This is a genomic window from Nocardia sp. CA-084685, assembly GCF_050955785.1.
Taxonomy (GTDB): Bacteria; Actinomycetota; Actinomycetes; order Mycobacteriales; family Mycobacteriaceae; genus Nocardia.
The window spans coordinates 6074731-6093770 of record NZ_CP192094.1 but is presented as its reverse complement, the minus strand read 5'-3'; the positions used below and the strand labels follow the sequence as shown (position 1 = coordinate 6093770).

17 protein-coding genes are annotated in these 19040 nt (G+C 65.7%); 8 read left to right on the top strand and 9 right to left on the bottom strand.

The features are described from left to right. Positions 1–86 precede the first annotated feature (86 nt). Positions 87–1643 carry an alpha/beta hydrolase gene (locus tag ACQP2U_RS27135; RefSeq protein ID WP_433710054.1) on the bottom strand — a complete coding sequence of 519 codons (1557 nt, stop codon included), beginning with the start codon at positions 1641–1643 and terminating at the stop codon, positions 87–89. 32 nt (positions 1644–1675) lie between these two features. Then, positions 1676–2437 carry a pyrimidine reductase family protein gene (locus tag ACQP2U_RS27130; protein ID WP_433710053.1) on the bottom strand — a complete coding sequence of 254 codons (762 nt, stop codon included), beginning with the start codon at positions 2435–2437 and terminating at the stop codon, positions 1676–1678. Between the two features lie 35 nt (positions 2438–2472). Between ACQP2U_RS27130 and zapE the strand changes: the two genes are divergently transcribed. After that, positions 2473–3489, top strand: coding sequence for a cell division protein ZapE (zapE, locus tag ACQP2U_RS27125; RefSeq protein ID WP_433710052.1), 1017 nt, complete (start codon positions 2473–2475; stop codon positions 3487–3489). Between the two features lie 104 nt (positions 3490–3593). Continuing rightward, complete coding sequence (locus tag ACQP2U_RS27120) at positions 3594–4388, top strand: tyrosine-protein phosphatase (protein WP_433710051.1); 795 nt, start codon at positions 3594–3596, stop codon at positions 4386–4388. Here the strand turns inward: ACQP2U_RS27120 and ACQP2U_RS27115 are convergent. The 3 genes from ACQP2U_RS27115 to ACQP2U_RS27105 all read right to left on the bottom strand — a co-directional run bounded on the left by ACQP2U_RS27115 (position 4385) and on the right by ACQP2U_RS27105 (position 6642). Next, a complete protein-coding gene (locus ACQP2U_RS27115) occupies positions 4385–4873 on the bottom strand; it encodes a GbsR/MarR family transcriptional regulator (protein WP_397028552.1) in 489 nt (162 codons plus the stop codon). The two genes, ACQP2U_RS27120 and ACQP2U_RS27115, sit on opposite strands and share 4 nt — an antisense overlap. A 74-nt stretch (positions 4874–4947) precedes the next feature. After that, the gene (locus ACQP2U_RS27110) at positions 4948–5712 is read right to left on the bottom strand and encodes an ABC transporter permease subunit (RefSeq protein WP_433710050.1); all 765 of its coding nucleotides are present in this window, start codon (positions 5710–5712) and stop codon (positions 4948–4950) included. Between the two features lie 42 nt (positions 5713–5754). After that, positions 5755–6642, bottom strand: a complete 888-nt coding sequence (locus ACQP2U_RS27105; RefSeq protein ID WP_433710049.1) for an ABC transporter ATP-binding protein — start codon at positions 6640–6642, stop codon at positions 5755–5757. Positions 6643–6754: 112 nt separating this feature from the next. Between ACQP2U_RS27105 and ACQP2U_RS27100 the strand changes: the two genes are divergently transcribed. Further along, positions 6755–7507 (top strand): alpha/beta fold hydrolase, encoded by a 753-nt coding sequence (locus tag ACQP2U_RS27100; RefSeq protein ID WP_433710048.1) that lies wholly within the window; start codon positions 6755–6757, stop codon positions 7505–7507. A gap of 5 nt (positions 7508–7512) precedes the next feature. Here the strand turns inward: ACQP2U_RS27100 and ACQP2U_RS27095 are convergent, their stop codons facing one another. Both ACQP2U_RS27095 and ACQP2U_RS27090 read right to left on the bottom strand, forming a co-directional pair. After that, positions 7513–8052, bottom strand: a complete 540-nt coding sequence (locus ACQP2U_RS27095; protein ID WP_433710047.1) for a GNAT family N-acetyltransferase — start codon at positions 8050–8052, stop codon at positions 7513–7515. Further along, positions 8049–9275, bottom strand: coding sequence for an MFS transporter (locus tag ACQP2U_RS27090; RefSeq protein ID WP_433710046.1), 1227 nt, complete (start codon positions 9273–9275; stop codon positions 8049–8051). Before ACQP2U_RS27090 ends, ACQP2U_RS27095 begins: the two co-directional genes overlap by 4 nt. A gap of 197 nt (positions 9276–9472) precedes the next feature. Here ACQP2U_RS27090 and ACQP2U_RS27085 point away from each other — a divergent pair, with 197 nt between their 5' ends. From ACQP2U_RS27085 to ACQP2U_RS27070, 4 genes are all read left to right on the top strand, one after another. Continuing rightward, the gene (locus ACQP2U_RS27085; RefSeq protein ID WP_433710045.1) at positions 9473–10702 is read left to right on the top strand and encodes a cytochrome P450 family protein; all 1230 of its coding nucleotides are present in this window, start codon (positions 9473–9475) and stop codon (positions 10700–10702) included. 144 nt (positions 10703–10846) lie between these two features. Next, the gene (locus ACQP2U_RS27080) at positions 10847–12163 is read left to right on the top strand and encodes a cytochrome P450 (RefSeq protein ID WP_433710044.1); all 1317 of its coding nucleotides are present in this window, start codon (positions 10847–10849) and stop codon (positions 12161–12163) included. Between the two features lie 51 nt (positions 12164–12214). Beyond that, the gene (locus tag ACQP2U_RS27075; protein ID WP_433710043.1) at positions 12215–13738 is read left to right on the top strand and encodes a flavin-containing monooxygenase; all 1524 of its coding nucleotides are present in this window, start codon (positions 12215–12217) and stop codon (positions 13736–13738) included. A gap of 405 nt (positions 13739–14143) precedes the next feature. Further along, entirely contained in the window at positions 14144–15055 is a 912-nt protein-coding gene (locus ACQP2U_RS27070; protein WP_433710042.1) for a LysR family transcriptional regulator, read from the top strand. A 5-nt stretch (positions 15056–15060) separates the two neighbouring features. Here the strand turns inward: ACQP2U_RS27070 and ACQP2U_RS27065 are convergent, their stop codons facing one another. Further along, positions 15061–16251, bottom strand: a complete 1191-nt coding sequence (locus ACQP2U_RS27065; protein WP_433710041.1) for a hypothetical protein — start codon at positions 16249–16251, stop codon at positions 15061–15063. Positions 16252–16651: 400 nt separating this feature from the next. On the opposite strand from ACQP2U_RS27065, the gene ACQP2U_RS27060 reads away from it, so the two are divergent. Continuing rightward, positions 16652–17623, top strand: coding sequence for a hypothetical protein (locus ACQP2U_RS27060; RefSeq protein WP_433710040.1), 972 nt, complete (start codon positions 16652–16654; stop codon positions 17621–17623). Positions 17624–17629: 6 nt separating this feature from the next. Here the strand turns inward: ACQP2U_RS27060 and ACQP2U_RS27055 are convergent, their stop codons facing one another. After that, positions 17630–18883, bottom strand: coding sequence for a sigma factor-like helix-turn-helix DNA-binding protein (locus tag ACQP2U_RS27055; RefSeq protein WP_433710039.1), 1254 nt, complete (start codon positions 18881–18883; stop codon positions 17630–17632). Positions 18884–19040 lie beyond the last annotated feature (157 nt).

Below are 19040 nucleotides of genomic sequence, written 5' to 3'. Positions count from 1 at the left end.
GCACGGTACACCGGATCCGTACGCGACGGTTGCCGGGACCTACCTGGCGCGCCGATGTTAGGGGATGTGTCTTTGATTCGCTCGCGTTATGCGGGGCACGCCGTCCCATCGGCAGGCAGCTTGGCGTCCTTCAAATAGTCGGTGAGGGCCCGTTGTGCACAACCGGAATGGGCGAAGACCGGATGTCCCCAACCCTGCCAGGTGATCGCGGCCTTGCGCGCGCCCGCGGCGCCGAGCGCCCCGGTCACCGAGGCCTGACCGCCATCGCCCACCAGTGGATCCGCCACCCCACCGAGTACGAGAACCGGCAGGTCCAGCTTCTCCGGCAGCGGCGGTGCGGCACTGACCGGCCACGCGACGCATTCCATCATCCCGATCGCGGCCGACCTGCCGAACACCGGATATTTGGCACCCCAGGTGTCGGCGAGTTCCTTGGCCTTGGTGGGGCTCGGCGGCAGCTGGTTATCGGTGCAGCGGTTGACGAACTGACCATCGGCCGCGGTGGCGGCGGTTTCGCGCTGGATCAGCGTCCCGAGCGGGCCGCGATCGCCGCGCCCGGCGGCCGAGAGCGCGTCGGCGAGTTCGGCGATATGCGCTGACTGGTCGCGCGGACCGGCGAGGAACCCCGACAAACCAGTCAATAGCGCGTTCGCGGAGATATCGCCGAGTCCGCCGCTGCCCGCCTTGCGCACCAGATCGATGATCGCCGCTCGTGGGTCGGCGCCGAGTGAACAGTTGACTCCTGTGCAACGCTGGGCGAATGCGGTAACCGCCGCCTCCGCGCCCTGAACGCGCTGTTCGGTGCGGGTGACGGCATCGGTACCGACGGCCTCCGGCGAGTCCAGCACCAGACGCGCGAGGTGGTCGCCGAATTTCCGCGCGTAGCTGAGCGCGACCTTCGCGCCGTTGCCCGATCCGAGCAGGTCGATCCGATCGACCTGCCACTGCCTGCGCAACTGTTCGATGTCATCGGCGGCGTGCGGTGCGTCGAAGGTCCCTTCATAGGGCTGCAGGAAATCGCGGCAGGCAATGGTGGCGTCCTGGCTGAATCCGGTCACCGCTTCGATCGGATCGCGCGCGCCCGGTCCGAATTGCCCGTTATCGGCGAGGCCGCGGCGGGACTCCACGCTCATGCAGTCGATCGGTTGTGAGGTGCCGAGGCCGCGCCGGTCTACCGCGACGATCGGGCGGGTGGCCAGCAGACCGTTGGCCGCGCCGACAGCGAACCCGGCCAGTGTCGCGGTCGAGGAGCGGTCCGAGCCGGAGGTGATGACCAGCGGAGCGACATCGGTCGGGGTCTGCGCCAGCCGGGCACGCATGGCGCCGGTGCGGAAGTTGCCGAGCACGCCGCCGGTCGAATCAATCGGCGTGGTGTATTCGGCGCAGTCCAGGACCAGGCCGGACGGCGCGGGGCCGAGGCTGAGTAGGTCGAGCGTCGGTGTCGTGCAATCGCGCCAGGCCAGATCGGTTTTCGGGACACCGGCATCCGGCGGTGGCGCGATGACCGTGGTCGGGTGCGGACCCGCCCCGCCCTGTGGCGCGCGCTCGACGGCGACGCCGGGGCGATCGGAAGGTCCCGCACCGCATCCGGCGATCATGATCGAGAGTGTCGATGCCAGCACGACGGCCCGAGTCCAGCGCATGCGCTACAGCCTGCCAGGTTCGTGCGGTGTGTTCATGAACGGGTCCAGCGGGTCAGCATGGTGCCGTCGTCGTCGAGCAGGATATGGCCGCGCACCATCGGTACCCGGAATTCGTGTGCCGACAGCGAGATTCGGCGCGCGGTGCCGCCCACCAGGATCGGCGAGGTGGTGACGCACAGTTCGTCGACCGCATCCGCCTCCAGCAGCTCACCGAACAGATGCGGGCCGCCCTCACACAGCACGCGCCGCAGTCCGAGATCGGTGAGTGTGGTGATCAGGCCCTGCGGGGTGACCGCGACACCGCCCGCCTCGATGACATGCGCGCCCGCCTCGGCGAGTTGCTGTTTGCGATCCTCCGGTGCGGTGCTGGTCGTGATGATCAGCGTCGGAACTTTGGTCTCGGTGAACAGCCGCGCACCCGGCTCCAGCGAAGCGCTCGCGGTGACCACGGCGATCGGTGGCGGTGCGCCGTCGCGATGTCCGCCGATGCCGCGGTCGTACAGTGCCCGCCGGAAGACCGGGTCGGTCCCGGCGCCACCGTAGTTCTCCGCCCGCGCGGTGCCCGCGCCGACCACGATCACATCGGCCAATTGGCGCAGCAGCATGAAGACGGTTTTGTCGGCGGGGGTGCCGAGGCCCTCGGAGACATTGTCGCTGGTTGCGGAGCCGTCGATGCTGGAGACGAAATTGGCGCGGACCCAAGGGGCCTGGAGTTCGGTGGGGTACGCGTACAGGTCGGCCAGGTCCTCGCGGCTCAGTCCTGTGAGCTGGATCGCATTGTGGATACGCTGCATGAACAAAGATCACACCACGTCATTAGGCTTCCAGCATGCAAGAACGCCTTGTCGATCGCCATCCGGAGGTTCCGGCGGACCAGTTGGTCGCCCAGATGGTGCCACCGCCCATGTTCGACGAGGTCAGCTTCGCCTCCTACATCCCCGATCCCAATGAGCCGTCCCAGGCGGCCGCGGTCGGCAAGGCCGAGGGGTTCGCCGGTCAGGTCGCCAAGATCCATCAGGCGGTGAACAAGAAGAGCCTGTTCGGGAAGAAGAAACCGATCAGCGGTGCCGGGCTCTACCTCGACGGCGGCTTCGGTGTCGGCAAGACCCACCTGCTGGCCTCCGTCTTCCACAGCGCGCCCGCGCCGAAATCCTTCGGCACCTTCGGTGAACTCACCAATCTCGTTGGCGCACTCGGCTTCAACAACGCTCTCGAGCGGCTCGCGGCGAACAGCGTGCTGTGCATCGACGAATTCGAACTCGATGATCCCGGCGACACCATGCTGGTCTCGCGGTTGCTGACCGAGCTGTCGGCGCGCGGTGTCTCCATTGCCGCCACCTCCAATACCCTGCCCGGCCAGCTGGGGGAGGGTCGCTTCGCGGCACAGGACTTTCTGCGCGAGATCAAGAAGCTCGGTTCGATCTTCGAGGCGGTACGGGTCGACGGTCCGGACTACCGGCATCGCGATCTGCCGCCAGCACCCGAACCCAGCTCGCCGGAGTCGCTCACCGAACGTGCCGCTGCCACAACGGGTTCCACGCTCGACCAATTCGATGCGCTGCTGAAGCATCTGAGCACATTGCACCCGTCCAAGTACGGCGCGCTGATCGCCGGTGTGTCGTCGGTGTACATCTCGGATGTGCATCCGGTGACCGATCAGGCGGTCGCGCTGCGGATCGTCGTGCTTGCCGACCGTTTGTACGACGCGAGTGTCCCGGTGACGGTTTCGGGTGCGAAGTTGGATGAGATCTTCTCCAAGGAGATGCTCGACGGCGGATATCGCAAGAAGTACCTGCGTGCGATTTCGCGTCTGCTGGCGCTTTCGCGCTTCGAGGTTGCCGCGTAACCGTCGAGGATCGACCTACGCGGCCGAGCCGAACAGGAAAGTTGACCAACTCATACTTCACTTGATTGTGTAGTGGGCGTTCACGCCGAGTGATTGGAGCAGGCATGGTCCGTCGTTCCGTTCGGGTTCCGGTCGCGCTCGCCGCCGGTCTCACCGTCGCTTTCGGTCCAGTGGCGGGTGTCGCACCGGCCGACCCGGTCAGCGTCGCCGATCCGGTGACCTTCGATCGCGCACTGCCCCTGCAGGGCGTGCAGAACGGCCGCGACGCGGGCGGCTACCGCACCACCGACGGCCACTGGGTACGCACCGGGCTGGTCTACCGCACCGGTCAGCTCAACAATGCGACTCCGGCCGATCTGGCGGTGCTGACCGACCGTCAGGTGCGCGTGGTCGACGATCTGCGCACCGTCTACGAGCGGACCATCGCGGCCGACCGCGTGCCCGCGGGTGCGGTCGCGAATTGGAACGACGTCATCGGGCAAGCCCCGCCGCAAACTCTGATCACCACCCTCACCGGCGGCAATGACCTGTATCGCGCGTTCATCACCGCGCCCGGTGCGAACGAGGCGTTCGCCGCGGTGCTGCGCGACATCGTCGACGCCGACGGCGCCGTGCTGTTCCACTGCACCGCCGGTAAGGACCGTACCGGCTGGTCTTCCGCCGTCCTGCTGACCGTTCTCGGCGTGGACCGCGACACCGTCATGCGGGATTTCCTGCTGTCCAACCAGTACCGCGATGCCAGCCCGAACGATCCGCTCAATGGTGTTTCGGCCGCCTGGCTGGATGCCGCCTTCGATCAGGCAGACCGCAGTTACGGCAGTTTCGACAATTACATCCGCGAGGGATTGAAGCTGTCGGCCACCGATATCGGCGCACTGAAGGCGAAGCTGCTCGCCTAGGCGTGCTCCGCGTACCACCGATCGATCAGTGCGGGTAGCTCCTTACCCATCCACACGAAGAACTCGTGCATATCCCGAACCCGTTCGGCATCAGTACCATTCGGGTCGTCGAATAGGGCGAGCCCGCGCGCGGTCATATTGGTGAGATCGGTGTACATACCGCTCTGCTGGCGGGTCAGCTCGGGCAGGATTCCTGGCCGGATCGAGTAGTAGTCCTTGCGATCGCCCGGCTTGGAGATCTTGTCCACCCAGCGCATGGTGACCAGCGTCTTGAGTGCCGACGAAATGGAGCCCTTGGAGGCCTGCAGCGCATCGGCGATCTGGCCGAAGGTCTGTTCCGGCGGATCGCTGACCAGCAACCACCCCGCGGCCCGACCCGTCATCCGGACCAGGCCCATCCGCTCCAGTACGAGCGCGAAATCCTCGACGAATGCCAACTTTTCCGGAGTCGGTTCGGTGGCCTGCTCGTTGTCGGTGGTGCCCATCGGAGAAGTATCCCTTCCAGAATACGGGTAGCGGTATCGGGGCGGACCGAGTATGCCCGCCCCGGAGCGGTCGATCAGACCGCCAGATCGCGGCGATCGAAGGCACCTAGCCCCAGCACTAGGGCGGCGGCGGCCACGATGACGAGCACCGTCAGGTGGATACCGTTCCAGCCGTGCACGAGCGGCGCGCCGCCATTGGCCCAGTAGAAGGGTGAGAACTTGCGCACCGAGTCATCGCCGAGATTATTGGCCAGATAGCCAGCCACCGCGATCAGCGACGCCGAACCCAGTGTCACCGAACGCTTTCCGGTGGCCGCGCCGATCAGCAGCGTGATCGCGCCCACGACCAGCGCCAGCAACCCGAGCCCCGCGCTTGCCGCCACGATATTGCCGGTGGGTACGTTCAGCCCACCCTGGTCGACCCCCACGATCACGCTCAGGGTGAGCACGGCGGTCGCGCTCGCCGTCTGCACGGCCAGCGCGGCGAATCGCTGCAGCAGCAGATTCATCCGGTTGATCGGTTGGGCGAGAAGCAGATCCAGCATCCCGTTCTCCTCCTGCACCACCGAACGGCTCGCGAAGGTGACCGCGAAGATCAGCATCAGCAGCAGACCCATCAACGAGTACACCGTGGCGTTCAAATAACCACTGGCGCTGGCGAAATCGCTGACGCCCATCGCGTCGTACATCTTGTTCTGCTTGATATCGAGCGAGCCCTGCTCCTTCAGCGACTGATAGGACGGCAGGTACATCAGCGGGATGATGGCGAAGCCGATCGACCAGCCGATCAGGCCGCGCCGCTGTTCCTTCAAGGTCTGCGTGAAGATCGAGCGAGTCATGACGAATTCCCTTGTGCACTAGATGATTCAGGTAATAGAGGATCAGCGGCCGTAGCGGCTGAAGAAGATCTGTTCGAGATCCGGCTCGGTGGACAGCACACTCACCAGTTGGTATTTCGCGGCCATCTTGAACAGGCCGTCGACCTCGCCTTCGGTGGTGCAGCGCAAGGTTTTTCCGTCGACGAACACATCGCGCACGCCGGGCAGTTCGGCGAAGTCGTCGCCGAGGATGTCCTCGACGAAGACCAATTCGACCGAGCGCGGCGAACGCCTGCGCAGATCCTCGACATTCTCGGTGCCGAGCAGTTGACCGGCGCGCATGATGACCGCCCGGTCGGCGCTCTGCTGCACCTCGCTGAGAATGTGCGAGGACATGAACACCGTCTGCCCATTGCGCTTGGCCGCGCCGACCAGCTCGAGAAAGCGTTGCTGCAGTAGCGGATCCAGTCCGGAGGTGGGTTCGTCGAGGATCAGCAGATCCGGATTGTGCATGAACGCGGCGATAATGCCGACCTTCTGCTTATTGCCCTTGGACATCGCACCGACCTTCTTGGACAGATCCAGATCGAGCAGATCGGCAAGGTCGGTGATCCGCCTCGGTGCGACATCGCCGCGCAGGTCGGCCAGAAAGGTGAGCAGCTCACGAGCGGTATTGCGGCCCTCGATCTCGAGTTCACCCGGCAGGTAACCGATGCGCTTGCGCAATTGCGCACCGCCGACGCGCGGGTCGATGCCGAGCACCTCGACCCGGCCTGCGGTCGGTCGGATCAGATCCAGCAGGATCCGGATGGTGGTGGATTTGCCCGCACCATTGGGCCCGAGAAACCCGAACACCTCGCCCCGGCCGACCTCGAGATTCAGCCCGGTGAGTGCGACATGCTTGCCGTAGTGCTTGGTCAGGCCCTCCGTGCGGATCGCGGTGGTGGTCATGAGGCTCCTTAAAGAGATTTCTGATCCCGAGAAGTTCAGTGGAAACTGATGTGTTCAGTAAATGCTGAACACATCGAACTTGTCAAACCTGCTATCCGGCTACGATCCGGTCATGACGACGTTCAAGACCTGGGACGGACTGGAGCTCAACTATCGCGTGTGGGAGGGCGCAGGCATTCCGGTCGTACTGCAACACGGGGTAGTGGCCGATACGAATGCCAACTGGATGGCCACCGGGGTAGTCGGTGCCCTGCACGCCGCCGGGCACACCGTGGTGTCACTCGATGCGCGCGGGCACGGTCGTTCCGAGAAACCCCATGATCCGTCGCGGTATTCATGGGCGGGGATGGCACGCGATGTCAGCGCGCTCTACGACGAACTCGGCTTCGATCGCGTTGTGCAGGTGGGCTATTCGATGGGCGCGATCATCTCGCTGCTAGTGGCCGGCTCCGACGAGCGGGTGAGCAAGCTGGCGGTGGGCGGCATCGGCTCCGGTGTGCTCGATTGCGGCGGCGTCGACCGGCGCGTCATCGATATCGATGATCTGCGCGCCGCCATGCGCGGTGATGGCGCGGGCACACCACCGATCGCGATGATGTTCCGAATTCTCGCCGACGCGGTACGCGCCGATCGCGAGGCCATCGAGGTGGTCGCGACCGGCCTTGATGACGAGCCCATAAAGACCTTGGCCGATATCACGATACCGAGCCTGGTTCTGGCCGGCGATAACGACCCGTTCGCCGCGGAGCCCGATCGGCTCGCGGCCGCACTACCCGAGGCGACGTTGCGGATCGTGCCCGGCGATCATCTGATGGCCGTGGTGGATCCGAATTTCCATGCGGCGCTGGTCGAGTTCGTGGCCTGATTCGGTCAGAAGACCCGCCGCATAACGAAATCGTGGTGCAACTGGCTGCCCACCATGAATGTCTTGGCGCCGACCCGTTCGAATCCGTGCTCGAGATAGAAACGTTGGGCGCGCTCGTTCTCCTGGTTGACCCCCAGCCACACCGCGGCGACCGCCTCCTCGCGGGCCAGTTCCAGCGATGCGTTCATCAGCGCCTTCGACACCCCGGCGCCATGGTGGCCGGGCAGTACGTACATCTTGCTGATCTCGACGGCCGGCCGCAGGTCGACGGCCTTGGCGACGTCGGGATCGGCCGGGTCGCCGTGGTTCAACATCGCATAGCCGACGATATCGCCGTCCGCCATCGCCTTGAGCACGATCCGGGCGGGGTCGGTCAGATATTCGCCGAAGCGTTCACCGGAGAGCGCCTCGGCGATGAAGATCTCGATATCGTCCGCGGTGACGTGCGGCGGACAGGCCAGCGGAAAGGTCGCGGCCGCAACGTCACTGAGCGCCTCGGCGTCCCATATTCCGGCCCGGTCGACGGTGACTGGGATGTTGCTCATGTGTCCAGTACAGCACGACCATCGCTGGGCGCGGAAAGTTCATCCGGTTCGGAACGGGAATGGAATACCCGCGCGAGTGCGATTACGAGCGCCATGAACAGGACGGGAATCGCGAAACCGATCCGATGTCCGAACCCGGCGGCGATCGCGCCAACCAGCCCGCCGCCGACGAGTGTGCCCGCGTAGTTGAACAGATTCAGGCGTGCGATGAGTGCGTCGAGCTGGCGTCCGCTGGTCAGTTGTCCGGCCTCGCTGAAGCATAGCGGTGCGACGACGCCGGTCCCGAAACCGCCGATCAGGAAGCCGAGGATCGCGACAACCGGCCCGGGCGCGGCGACCGCGACGGTCAGTCCGAGTACGCCGATCGTCCCCGCGATGCGCACCACCCGGCGTCCGCCGAGCCGCCGCACCCACAGATCGCCGCTGAGTCGGGCGGCCAGCGACGCGCACTGATAGACCGCCAGCGCCAACGCCGCCGCGGACGAAGTGGCCAGCAGATCCTCCTTCAGATACAACGCCGACCAGTTGCTGACCGCGAGATCGATGGCGAATACGAGCGAGGCAGCGATGCCGAAGGCCAGGTACATGCGCAGCGGGACCATCCCGGATGCCCCGGATTCGCTGTCGGCCACTTCGGTCGGGCCGGATTCGGCTTCCGCCGCACCGAGTAGGCGTGGACCGAGCATCAATCCGATCACGAGAACGATGCCCGCCGCCGTCAACAGCGATTCGCGCAGCGTGACATCCATTGCCTCGCAGGCGGATACGAACAGCGCGCCGAGTATCGATCCGGCACTCCAGATCGCATAGAACGAGGACAGGATGAAGGTCCCGTATCCGTGCTGAATGAACACCCCCTGCATATTGGTGCTCGCGTCGACGATGCCGACCGCGATTCCGTAGAGCCCGAGGGTGATCAGCAGTGCGGGGGTGTTCGGGGCCAGCGCGATGGCGCATCCGGTGACTGTGATGCCGAGCAGGCCGATCCGCACCGTGACTCGACTCGACCATCGCGTGGCCACCTGCTCGGCCGCGACACTGCCGAGGCCCGCGAGGATCGAAACCAGCACCACCGAACCCGCGATCAGGCCATCGGACAGGCCGAAGCGATCCTTCTGCTGGGGCAGTTCGGTGAGCACCACCGCGAAGAAAAAGCCCTGCAACCCGAAGGCGAGCGAATTCGCGATCCGGGCTCCGCGCAGAACAGGAGAAATCGGTCCCATCCGCGGAGAGTATCGGCCCCGCCGTGGCCGTGCGTGGTGAATCTGTCGCGGTCATCCTTTCGTCGGATGCGATGCGCGCGAAGGTCATCCTCTGGTCAGATTCGGTGGCTACCGTCGGCGCGCGGGTAGTCGAGATCGGTGTCGCGTGCCACTATCGAAGGGGCGCAAGACAACTCGTGAACGGGAAGGGCCGTCGAATGAGAAAGCTGCCGCAGGACTTCTTTCATACACCGTATGCCTTCTACGAGGAGTTGCGCGCCGAAGGACCCGTGCACCCAGTCGAGTTGAATACCGGCGTCCGCGCTTGGCTGGTGGTGGATCTGGACGTCGCGCGTGAGGTGCTGCGCCATCCGGCCATCCGCAAGGATCCCCGCACCGCCGCCAGCCGCAAGGCCCGCGGCCTGCCCACCGATGACACCGGCGTCGGCGCGGTGAATGCCCGGATCAGCTACCACCTGTTGAATACCGATCCGCCGGGGCACGCCCGGCTGCGCCGATTGGTCGCGCCCGCATTCGCGCCCGCCCGGATCGAGGCGCTGACCCCGCGTGTGTTGGCGATCGCCGACGAACTCCTCGACCGGATCGCCGCGGGCGGCGCCGGCCGGGTGGATTTGTTGTCGGAGTACGCATTCCCGCTGCCCATCACCGTCATCTGCGAACTGCTCGGTGTGCCGGTGGCCGATCGCGCGGATTTCCGGGAGTGGTCGCGCATCATCGTCGAGCTGTCCACCGCGACGCCCGAGCAGGTCCGGCAGGCGACCGATGCCATCGCCGACTATTTCGAGCGGCTTGTCATTCGACGGCGGGCCGAGGGGCCGGGGGCGGATCTCGTCTCGGACCTGATCGCCGCCAACGCCGACGGTGACCGTCTCACCGACGACGAGCTGATCTCCATGGTGTTCCTCATCCTGGTCGCGGGACACGAGACCACGGTCAATCTGATCGGCAATACGGTGCTCACCCTGCTATCGGATCCGGCGCGCTACCGTGCGCTGCACGGCAACATCGAGGCCGTGCCCGCCCTGATCGAGGAGATGCTGCGCTACGACGGTCCAGTGAACGTCGCGACCTTGCGCTACACGACCGAACCGATCACGCTGGGCGGCACCGAAATCCCCTCGGGCGAGATGGTGCTCGTCGCACTGGGTTCGGCCAACCACGACGAACGGCACTTCGCCGACGCGGCAGAGTTCGATCCGCAGCGCTCCGCTTCGGGCCACTTGGCGTTCGGCCACGGCATCCACTACTGCCTGGGTGCGGGCCTGGCCAGGCTGGAGGCGCGCATCGCGATCACACGGTTGGTCGAGCAGTATCCGGATCTGCGTTTGGCCGCCGATGGTGGGGAATTGCGTTGGCGGGAGAGCATGCTCATTCGGGGATTGCAGGATCTTCCGGTCGAATTGGCCGGAGCACCAGCGCTGCGTTGAGTCCGGTATGGGTGTGCGTCTATCTGATGGACGGTCCCGTTGATCAGGGTGTGTGCCTCAGGGGCTTCCGTCATGCCGGACAACTGTGGGACAGTGCAGCGAACCGGTCGTAACGATGCGTCCGGTGCTGGATGCGGAGGGAAGATGACTGCGGCGTATCCACCCGGTCCGCCGATTCCCGCATTCCTGCAGGGCCTGCTGTATATCCGTAATCGCGCCCAGGTGCTGCCGCCGTTGCGGCGGCGCTACGGTGATGTCTTCTCGCTGCGTGTGCCGCCGTTCGCACAGAACCTCGTCGTATTCAGCCGCCCCGAAAACATCAAGGAAATCTTCGCGGGCGACCCGCGCGACCTGCACGCGGGCGAAGGCAATCAGATCCTCGGCCCGGTCATGGGCGAGCATTCGGTGCTGCTGACCGATGAGGCCGAACACGCCAGGGCCCGCCGATTGCTCATGCCCGCATTCAACGGCGCGGCCCTGCGCGGCTACCGCGATCTGGTCGCCGAGATCGCGGCCGCGGAGGTCGACCACTGGCCGTCCGGTTCGACGGTGATCACCCTCGACCGGATGAACGCGCTCACCCTCGAGGTGATCATGCGGGTGGTCTTCGGCGTCACCGATGGACGCACCCGGGCCGCGCTCGCACCGCGCCTCGGGCGCATCGTCGGTGTCGGTCCACTGCAGTACCTCGGCCTGATGAAACCGGCGCTGCAGAAGTATCCGCCGTGGAGATCCTTCCACGGCAATATGGCCGCCATCGATGATCTGCTGTATGCCGAGATCGCGGCCCGGCGCACCGCACCCGACCTCGCCGAACGCACCGACGTGCTGTCCCGGCTGCTGCAGGCGGGCGGCGATACCGATGCCGATCCGCCGCTGACCGACCCCGAATTGCGCGATCAACTCATGACCCTGCTGCTCGCCGGTCACGAAACCACCGCGGCGGCGCTGTCCTGGGCCCTACACGAATTGTCGGTCAACCCGCGGGTACAACGCGACGCCTACGAAGCGGTCCACACCGATGACGACAAGGCGCTCGAGGCCGTCATGAAGGAGGCGATGCGGTTGCGCACCGTCATCCCCGGCGCGGTCCGCAAACTCACCCGGGATATGACCATCGGCGGTTGGGAGCTGCCCGCGGGCACTGTGGTCAGCTGTTCGATCCTGCTCGCGCACCGCAGCCCGGCCAACTATCCCGATACCTGGACTTTCCGTCCGTCGCGCTTCCTCGACGGCGAGGTCGAACCGAATACCTGGCTGCCCTTCGGCGGTGGGGTGCGCCGCTGTATCGGCGCCGGATTCTCGCTGATGGAGGGCACAACGGTGCTGCGCGAGATCCTGTCCCGCTACACCCTGGCCGCGCCCGAGGGGGCGAAATCAGAGCGCGCACGGGTGCGCAATATCACCACTGTGCCGCGCGCGAAGGCCAGGATTGTAGTCACCCCACGTTCAACTTCGTGAAATCGCACCGAGGCTTTGCCGCATCCGCGTGAGCGACGTAATCTCCGTGCCATGACGAGCGGGAACCGCGTCGCAATCGTAGGTGCGGGCATCGCAGGCCTTGCCTGCGCGAAAATATTGCGCCAGGAGGGATTTCCGGTCGAGGTATTCGATCGGACCCCGGACGTCGGCGGAGTTTGGAGCGCGACGCGCCGGTATCCCGGTTTGCGCGCACAGAACAGCAAAAACACGTATCACTTCTCCGACTTCCCGATGCCCGACGACTATCCGCGGGTGCCGGACGGGCAGCAGATGCAGCAGTACCTCGACGGGTACGTGCGGCACTTCGGATTCGGCGAGAGCCTGCGCTTGGGCACCGAGGTGGTGGCGGCCGATCCGGTGGACAGCGGCTGGCTGCTGGAGATCCGTGACCACATCGGCGTTCACCGCACCTCCTGCGACCATCTGGTCATCGCGAACGGAATATTCAGTGAGCCCGCGGTGCCCGACTATCCGGGCATCGAGCGGTTCCGGCAGGCGGGTGGACAGGTCGGGCACACCTCGGAGTTCCTGGATGTCGAGTGGGCGCGTGGGAAATCGGTCGTGGTGGTCGGCTACGGCAAATCTGCCTGCGATATCGCCGAGGCAGTAAGCCATGTCGCGGCTTCGACGAATGTGGTCGCCCGGCGGCTGCTGTGGAAGATGCCGCGCAAGTTGGCGCGGGGGCTGGTCGACTACGAGCGGCTAATGCTGACCAGGCTGGGCGAGGCGCACTTCCGCTATCAGGAGCTCGGGCGGATCGAGCGGTTCCTGCACGGTTCCGGACGTAGCTTCCGCGAAAGCAATTTCGATGTGATTCAGGAGCTCGTCACCAAGAACTCGCATCTGCGCGAACTGGGTCTGGTGCCCGATGGACGCTTCGAGGATATCGCTGAGAGCACGGTCAGCCTGGTCACCGAGGATTTCTTCGAGCGGGTGGGGATGGGAATGATCGCGGTGCACCGCGACAGCACCATCACCGAGTTGGCCGCGAACCAGGTGCGACTGTCCAACGGCACGACCCTGCAGGCCGATATCGTCATCTGCGCGACCGGATTCCATCAGCGGGTGCCGTTCCTCACCCCGTATGTGCAGCGCCAGCTCACCGACGACGACGGCAATTTCCGCCTGTATCGGCAGATCCTGCCGATCGGCGTGCCCAATCTGAGCTTCGTTGGGTACAACTCCTCGGTCATCAGCACACTCAGCGCCGAGGTCGGCGCGCAGTGGACCGCGGCACTGCTGCGCGGCCGTCTTGCTCTGCCGACGCAGGAAGAAATGACCGCGCACGTCGACGAGCGGCTGCGCTGGATGGCCGAACGCACAGGCGGCCATCACGCGCACGGCGGCGCCATCACCCCGTTCTCGATCCACAATCTCGATGAGATGCTGGCCGACCTGAAATTCCGGCTGCCGCGCAGGACCCGTGCGGCACAATGGTTCCGGACGATCAAACCGTCTTCGTATCGTGGGCTCGCCGAGCGGTCGAAGGGGCCGGTGCTTGCCCCCGCGCCGGAAGCCGCGCCCGCGGTCTCCGTCGAACAGCGCACGCCCTAGGGCGATTGCCCGCAATGCGCCCGGCGATGGCTGGGCGCTCCTCGATGCTGTCGCGTTAGATCTGGTTGCGGCGTCGAGCGGACGTGCGTACTGCCCCTGCGCGGGTTCTATCGGCATCGCCGATCGCGCGGAGGGATCTTTCGGTCTTCACCAGCCGATGCCGATCGTGGCAGCGGTCACCGGGGGAATGCGGGAACGGAACAGAGTCCGGCCGCATGTCGATTTCGCAGTGCCACTGTGGGTTTCGAGTCGAAGCAGTGCACAGTGTGACCGACGCCGCATCAGATGCGCGGTCATTCCGACCAGACTCTGTGATCGGATGCGCCAACGCATCGAGGTCCACGCGACGGATTATCAACCAGTGCAATATTGGTCACCAGCCATTCCATTCTGGATAATCCAGGAGTGGACGCCCTCGACATGAATCTGCTGGTTGCTCTGGATGCGCTGCTGGAGACCAACAGCGTCACTCGGGCCGCCGAGCGGATGCACACCTCGGCGCCCGCGATGAGCCGAACGCTGGCAAGGCTGCGCCGGGTGCTGGGCGATCCGCTGCTGGTGCGCGTGGGCCGCAACCTGGTGCCGACGCCGCGCGCACTCGAATTGCGTTATGAGGTCGGCGTTCTGGTGGAGCGGGGACGGACGCTGCTCGCCCCGCGCGGCGCACTGGACCCGACCACGCTGAAACGCGACTTCGCGGTGCAAGCCGGCGATATGGTTCTCGGCGAATTGGCGACGCCACTGCTGGCGGCCGTCCGTGCGCAGGCGCCCGGCGTGACACTGCACCTGCTTCCGGACCGCGACGAGGGCACCGCCGCGCTGCGCGATGGCCGCGTCGATATCGAGGTCGGTGTCATCGAGCACACCGATCCCGAGACCACCGTGCAACGCGTACTGCGCGACCGCGTAATCGGTGTGGCGGCACCGAAACATCCGCTGATCACCGACCGCGTAACCGTGGCCCGGTTCGCCGCGGCCGCCCAACTCGGCATCTCCCGCCGCGGCCGCGGCCGTAGTCCCATCGACGATCGTTTGGCGCTGCACGGTCGCACCCGCCGCGTCGTGGCCACCGTTCCCGACCTGACCAGCGCCCTGCTAGCGGTCCGTTCCGGTGATCTGGTCTGCCCGGTCCCCGCCGCGCTCACCGCGACCACTCGCACCGCACTCGGCCTGTGCGCCTTCGAAATCCCCCTACCCCTGCCCGAAATCGCCATCGCCATGGCGTGGCACCCCCGAAATACCGCCGACAACGGCCACCGATGGCTGCGCGAATTGATTCGCGGCACGCTCGCCGGTCTGGACTCGTCGGGTCGGTGAGTTGCTCAGCCCTCGGTACGGATCGCGAAGTTCGGGTCCACCCCGGGTAGCTCGTTCGCCGCGGCGGTCGGTTCGGGGCTGCCGAACGGGCCGTTGGGATTGCGCTTGAGTTCGTCGAGCATGGCCTGCAACTTGTCGACGTGGGAGTTGTCCTCCCCGGTACTCGCGCGGTGTGCGCCAGGGGTCAGTGCGCCGTTGTCCTCGGCGCGGGGTGCGGTCATGCCGGAATCGGGACGGGTTGTGGGCGTTGCGGCCTCGTAGCCGTTGCGGGGCGAGGTGAGCGGCTCCAAGCGGCCGTTGCTGGTGCCGATCGAGCCGTATTCGAGCCGGTCGCCTGAGGTCGCCGGCTGCGAGTTGGTATATGTCGGCGCGGCAGGTTCGGTGCTGGCCGACGTGCTCGAGTCGAGCCAATCGGGGCGCGAGGCGGGTGCGGACAGCGGTTCACTGCGGTAGGTCGCGGGGACAGGGGGCGGCACAGGCTGCGGTGTCCGCGCCGGGAGGGACAGCGAGTCGTTGGGCGTCGCGGGGCCGAAGGGTTCGAGGTGTTCGGTGCGAGTGATCGGCGCGGTGAATTCGGTCCGTGCGGGGCGGGGGCTCGCGTGGTCTTCGGGAGCTTCCAGCCGTTCGTTGCGTCCGGTCGCGGCGTCCAGACGTCCCGTCGGGCTCGCTAAGCGTCCGTTGGTTCCGGTCGTGGGCGTGCTGCGCTCATTGCGGGCGGTCGCGGGTTCGAGGCGCTCGTTTGTTGCGGTGGTGTCGGAGCGGTTGTTGCGTCCGGTCGGCGTTTCGCTGAGCACAGTCGTGATATCCGGGAGGTCGTTGCGACCGCTTTCGGTGCGCGCACTCGTGGTGTCGGCCCGTCCGTTGACGGCATCGAGACGGTCGCGACGCGATGGAATCGGTTCGCGCCGTTCTCTGGCCATGGGTGCGGGCTCCGGACGGATGAGCGGGGCGGGCCCGGCCGGTTCGTCACCCGGTTCGACGGTGACGACTTGCTCCAAACGCGACCCGATCTTGGAAACATCCTCCCCCGTGCGGAAAGCCCACGCCTCCAGCTTGGCCAAGCGACCGGCGAGATTACGATCGTCGTCCACGTGCGCGGCAACGGCGTCGAGTTTATTGCTCACCTCGCGCAGAGTTGTCGCGAGACTCGACAAGAGCGCGCCGATCGATTCGCCACTCCGCTCGTCGTGGTCCATCCCATACCTTCTTCCCCGTATTGCCCGAAACTCCGCTCGTGGCCGGCCGATTCTATCTGTCGATCGGTACCGACGCCGGTTCGAGTACCGGCCCCGACCCCGCCGTGCACGATTCGTCCGGTTTCGTCCGCTGGGTTCGACAACATTGATCCGGGCCCCGCCGTGTTGCAGGAATGGCCACAACTATCAATCATCGGAATAACTGTGGCGATGCTCTCGCGTGTCGCAGGAAATCGCTTGTGAGACAGCGCACATCGGCTGGTCGGAGCGTATTCGCGGGTTGTGGCGCACCCGAGCGCGGGGTAAAGGGGGCTGGCGGGCGAGCCAAAGCTGACGCACTCTTGATCTATGGCGTAGGTCGTACCTGACCTGCGGTGGTTTTGGGCAGGGGTGAGGTCGCGTGAGAACGAAGCAGCGCGTCGAGCGGGCGTGCGGGCGTCGGGCGATGCTCGCCGAATTGGGGTTGTCGGACGGTCGCGTCGCGGACATCCGGGCGCCGGATGGCCGCACAGCGGTCCGGGCTGGGGGATACGGTTGCACATGTCCGGAATGTGCCGCCGCGCAATGGGATATCCAGCGGCTGAAGTATTGGCTGTGCGGTCGGCTCGTTTCCTACGGTGCGGACCTGGCCGAGGTGGATCGCCGGGTAGGTGAAGTCCCGGTGGACGTGCTCTGGCGCGGCGGCGAGCGGCAGTACGCCATCGAGGTCCGCACCGGACCGCTGGATCGGGAATCCGCGCAACATCACACGACGCGCCTGCGCACCTCCGGCTGCGACGGGGTGCTGTGGCTGTGCCCGCCGGGCTACTGGGTCGGGCATCTGCCCGCGCTCGGCATTGCCGATTTCGCGCCGCCCGCCTGCGATTACCGGGTCGAAGACGGCATGTTCGACGCCTCGAACAGCGCGCTCGTCGTGCCGCGCCGGGAACCCTATGAACTGCGCGATTTCCTGTACGGCTGGGTGCGGGGTGAAATCGCTTGGGGCTACCGCGATGTGATGACAGGAGGATGGGCCACCGTGACCGACTGGGAACACCACACGAGGACGCAGGCCAGCGTCATCGCTCGGCAGCGCCAGGAGTTGGTCAACCAACGCACCACCTTGGCTATGTCCCGAAAAACCGTGCGGGACAAGCAGAAACAGATCATGAAGCTCAGCACCCGGCTGGAACGCGCCGAGGAATCCGCACAGAAACGCGCGGACTCGCTGGCCGAGGTCAGGCGCAAGCTCGATGATCATCACCGCATCGACGCCAGCCTGCGCGCCACCATCGTGAGCATGCAGAAGGCGATCGGTCACTGGCAGCTGATCACCTATTGCGCGATGATGCTGATCGTGACATTCATCGCGGGGGCGATGTTCGTGCGCTGAGCCGGTTCAGCTCTGGTGCGTGCCGCTCAAGCGGAATGGCGCACGGTCCCAACGCCATTCGTTGCGCAGCACCAGCGCGATCAGGTCCAGTACATCCAGTTCCACCTCATCGCGCAATTGTCGCAGCGCGGACCAATACACCGGACCGCGCTCGACCAGCTCCCGCAGTCGACTTTCGGCCGGCGCAGCTACCTTGCGTCGCAATAGGTCTGGAATCCCGACCTTGCTGCCGGTCCACACCAGCCAGCCCCAGCCGTTGGCGTGCGCATGGGCACGACCTGCCGCCGACTTGATCCGATTGATGTGGAAGCCGACGTGTCCCAGCGGTTCGACATCGATAAGGATCACGCGCCCATCGGCAAGTCGTGCGGCGATGGTGGGGTAGTAGATCCGGTCCGCGCCGTCTATTTCGTAAGTGACCGCACTCGGTTGCTCCTGGAACGTCTCGACCAGGTCGCTGGCATTCACCGTACGCAGCAGCCGAGCCTCCAGACCGGAATCGAAGCCGATATCGCGTCCGACCTTGTCGAGATAGAATCTCCCGCGTCCTTCGTCATCGCCATCGACCGTGCGCGCCGAGGCGATCGGCAGGGGAGCGGGACCCGGTGCGGAGGCGGGCCATTCGACCTGGTCCAGCCATGAATTCAGCTCCCTCGTCGCCAGCGGCTCGTGCAGTTTCGCCAACCGCCGATTCGTCTTCTTCTGCCACGCCATGATCCGCTGCATGACATATCCGGCGACCCGCTTGGCATCCTCGCCGGCGTGCCCCGCCAGCCGCAGCTTCAGATAAGCCAACTCATTGGCGGCCAGATCGGTATCGGTCGCGTAGGTCTCCACCAACAGCGCCCGCACCAACTGCTGATCCCGCGTCCCCACCGGATACCGCGCCCCGAACACCTCGGCCGCCCGATGTCCGCTCAACTGCGCTTCCCGCAGAATCTGCGCCACCGCCCGGGTATGCAACTGCCGAACCCGATCCCGCGACAGATCGAATCGGGCACCGATCCGCGCCAATGTCTCCGGTGCCTCCCCGCTCACCCCCAGCCGAAACCCCACGATTTCGGCATCGCGCCGCTTGCGGTCACCCCGCATCTCGATCAATTCCCCCAAAAGCTCGTTGATCTCCTCGAGATCGAACGACACATCCCCGGCGATATCGTCGAGCACCTCGGGATCGACGTCCGCGGCGGCGCGATCGCGCCCATCGACCTCGCTTGCCGTCACCTGCACCCCTGACCACGACTCGGCTTCACTCGACATGTGCGACAAAGCCTAATGCCGACCACCGACAACCCGGCCCACGACGGGGTTTCTCTGCGTCCGCCAGCTCGATGTCGCTGTCGTCGATATTTCCTGATCGTCATCGGAAACGGTTCTATGTTCCCCATCAGCCAGGACCGCCCCTCGACAGCGCCGC

Excerpts from the sequence above, each read along its gene's own strand:
- ACQP2U_RS27055 (WP_433710039.1), bottom strand. The coding sequence starts at position 18,883 with ATGTCGAGTGAAGCCGAGTCGTGGTCAGGGGTGCAGGTGACGGCAAGC.
- ACQP2U_RS27090 (WP_433710046.1), bottom strand. The coding sequence starts at position 9,275 with ATGGGACCGATTTCTCCTGTTCTGCGCGGAGCCCGGATCGCGAATTCG.
- ACQP2U_RS27075 (WP_433710043.1), top strand. The coding sequence starts at position 12,215 with ATGACGAGCGGGAACCGCGTCGCAATCGTAGGTGCGGGCATCGCAGGC.
- ACQP2U_RS27100 (WP_433710048.1), top strand. The coding sequence starts at position 6,755 with ATGACGACGTTCAAGACCTGGGACGGACTGGAGCTCAACTATCGCGTG.
- ACQP2U_RS27130 (WP_433710053.1), bottom strand. The coding sequence starts at position 2,437 with ATGCAGCGTATCCACAATGCGATCCAGCTCACAGGACTGAGCCGCGAG.
- ACQP2U_RS27120 (WP_433710051.1), top strand. The coding sequence starts at position 3,594 with ATGGTCCGTCGTTCCGTTCGGGTTCCGGTCGCGCTCGCCGCCGGTCTC.
- ACQP2U_RS27065 (WP_433710041.1), bottom strand. The coding sequence starts at position 16,251 with ATGGACCACGACGAGCGGAGTGGCGAATCGATCGGCGCGCTCTTGTCG.
- ACQP2U_RS27080 (WP_433710044.1), top strand. The coding sequence starts at position 10,847 with ATGACTGCGGCGTATCCACCCGGTCCGCCGATTCCCGCATTCCTGCAG.
- ACQP2U_RS27115 (WP_397028552.1), bottom strand. The coding sequence starts at position 4,873 with ATGGGCACCACCGACAACGAGCAGGCCACCGAACCGACTCCGGAAAAG.
- ACQP2U_RS27105 (WP_433710049.1), bottom strand. The coding sequence starts at position 6,642 with ATGACCACCACCGCGATCCGCACGGAGGGCCTGACCAAGCACTACGGC.
- ACQP2U_RS27135 (WP_433710054.1), bottom strand. The coding sequence starts at position 1,643 with ATGCGCTGGACTCGGGCCGTCGTGCTGGCATCGACACTCTCGATCATG.
- zapE (WP_433710052.1), top strand. The coding sequence starts at position 2,473 with ATGCAAGAACGCCTTGTCGATCGCCATCCGGAGGTTCCGGCGGACCAG.
- ACQP2U_RS27085 (WP_433710045.1), top strand. The coding sequence starts at position 9,473 with ATGAGAAAGCTGCCGCAGGACTTCTTTCATACACCGTATGCCTTCTAC.
- ACQP2U_RS27095 (WP_433710047.1), bottom strand. The coding sequence starts at position 8,052 with ATGAGCAACATCCCAGTCACCGTCGACCGGGCCGGAATATGGGACGCC.
- ACQP2U_RS27110 (WP_433710050.1), bottom strand. The coding sequence starts at position 5,712 with ATGACTCGCTCGATCTTCACGCAGACCTTGAAGGAACAGCGGCGCGGC.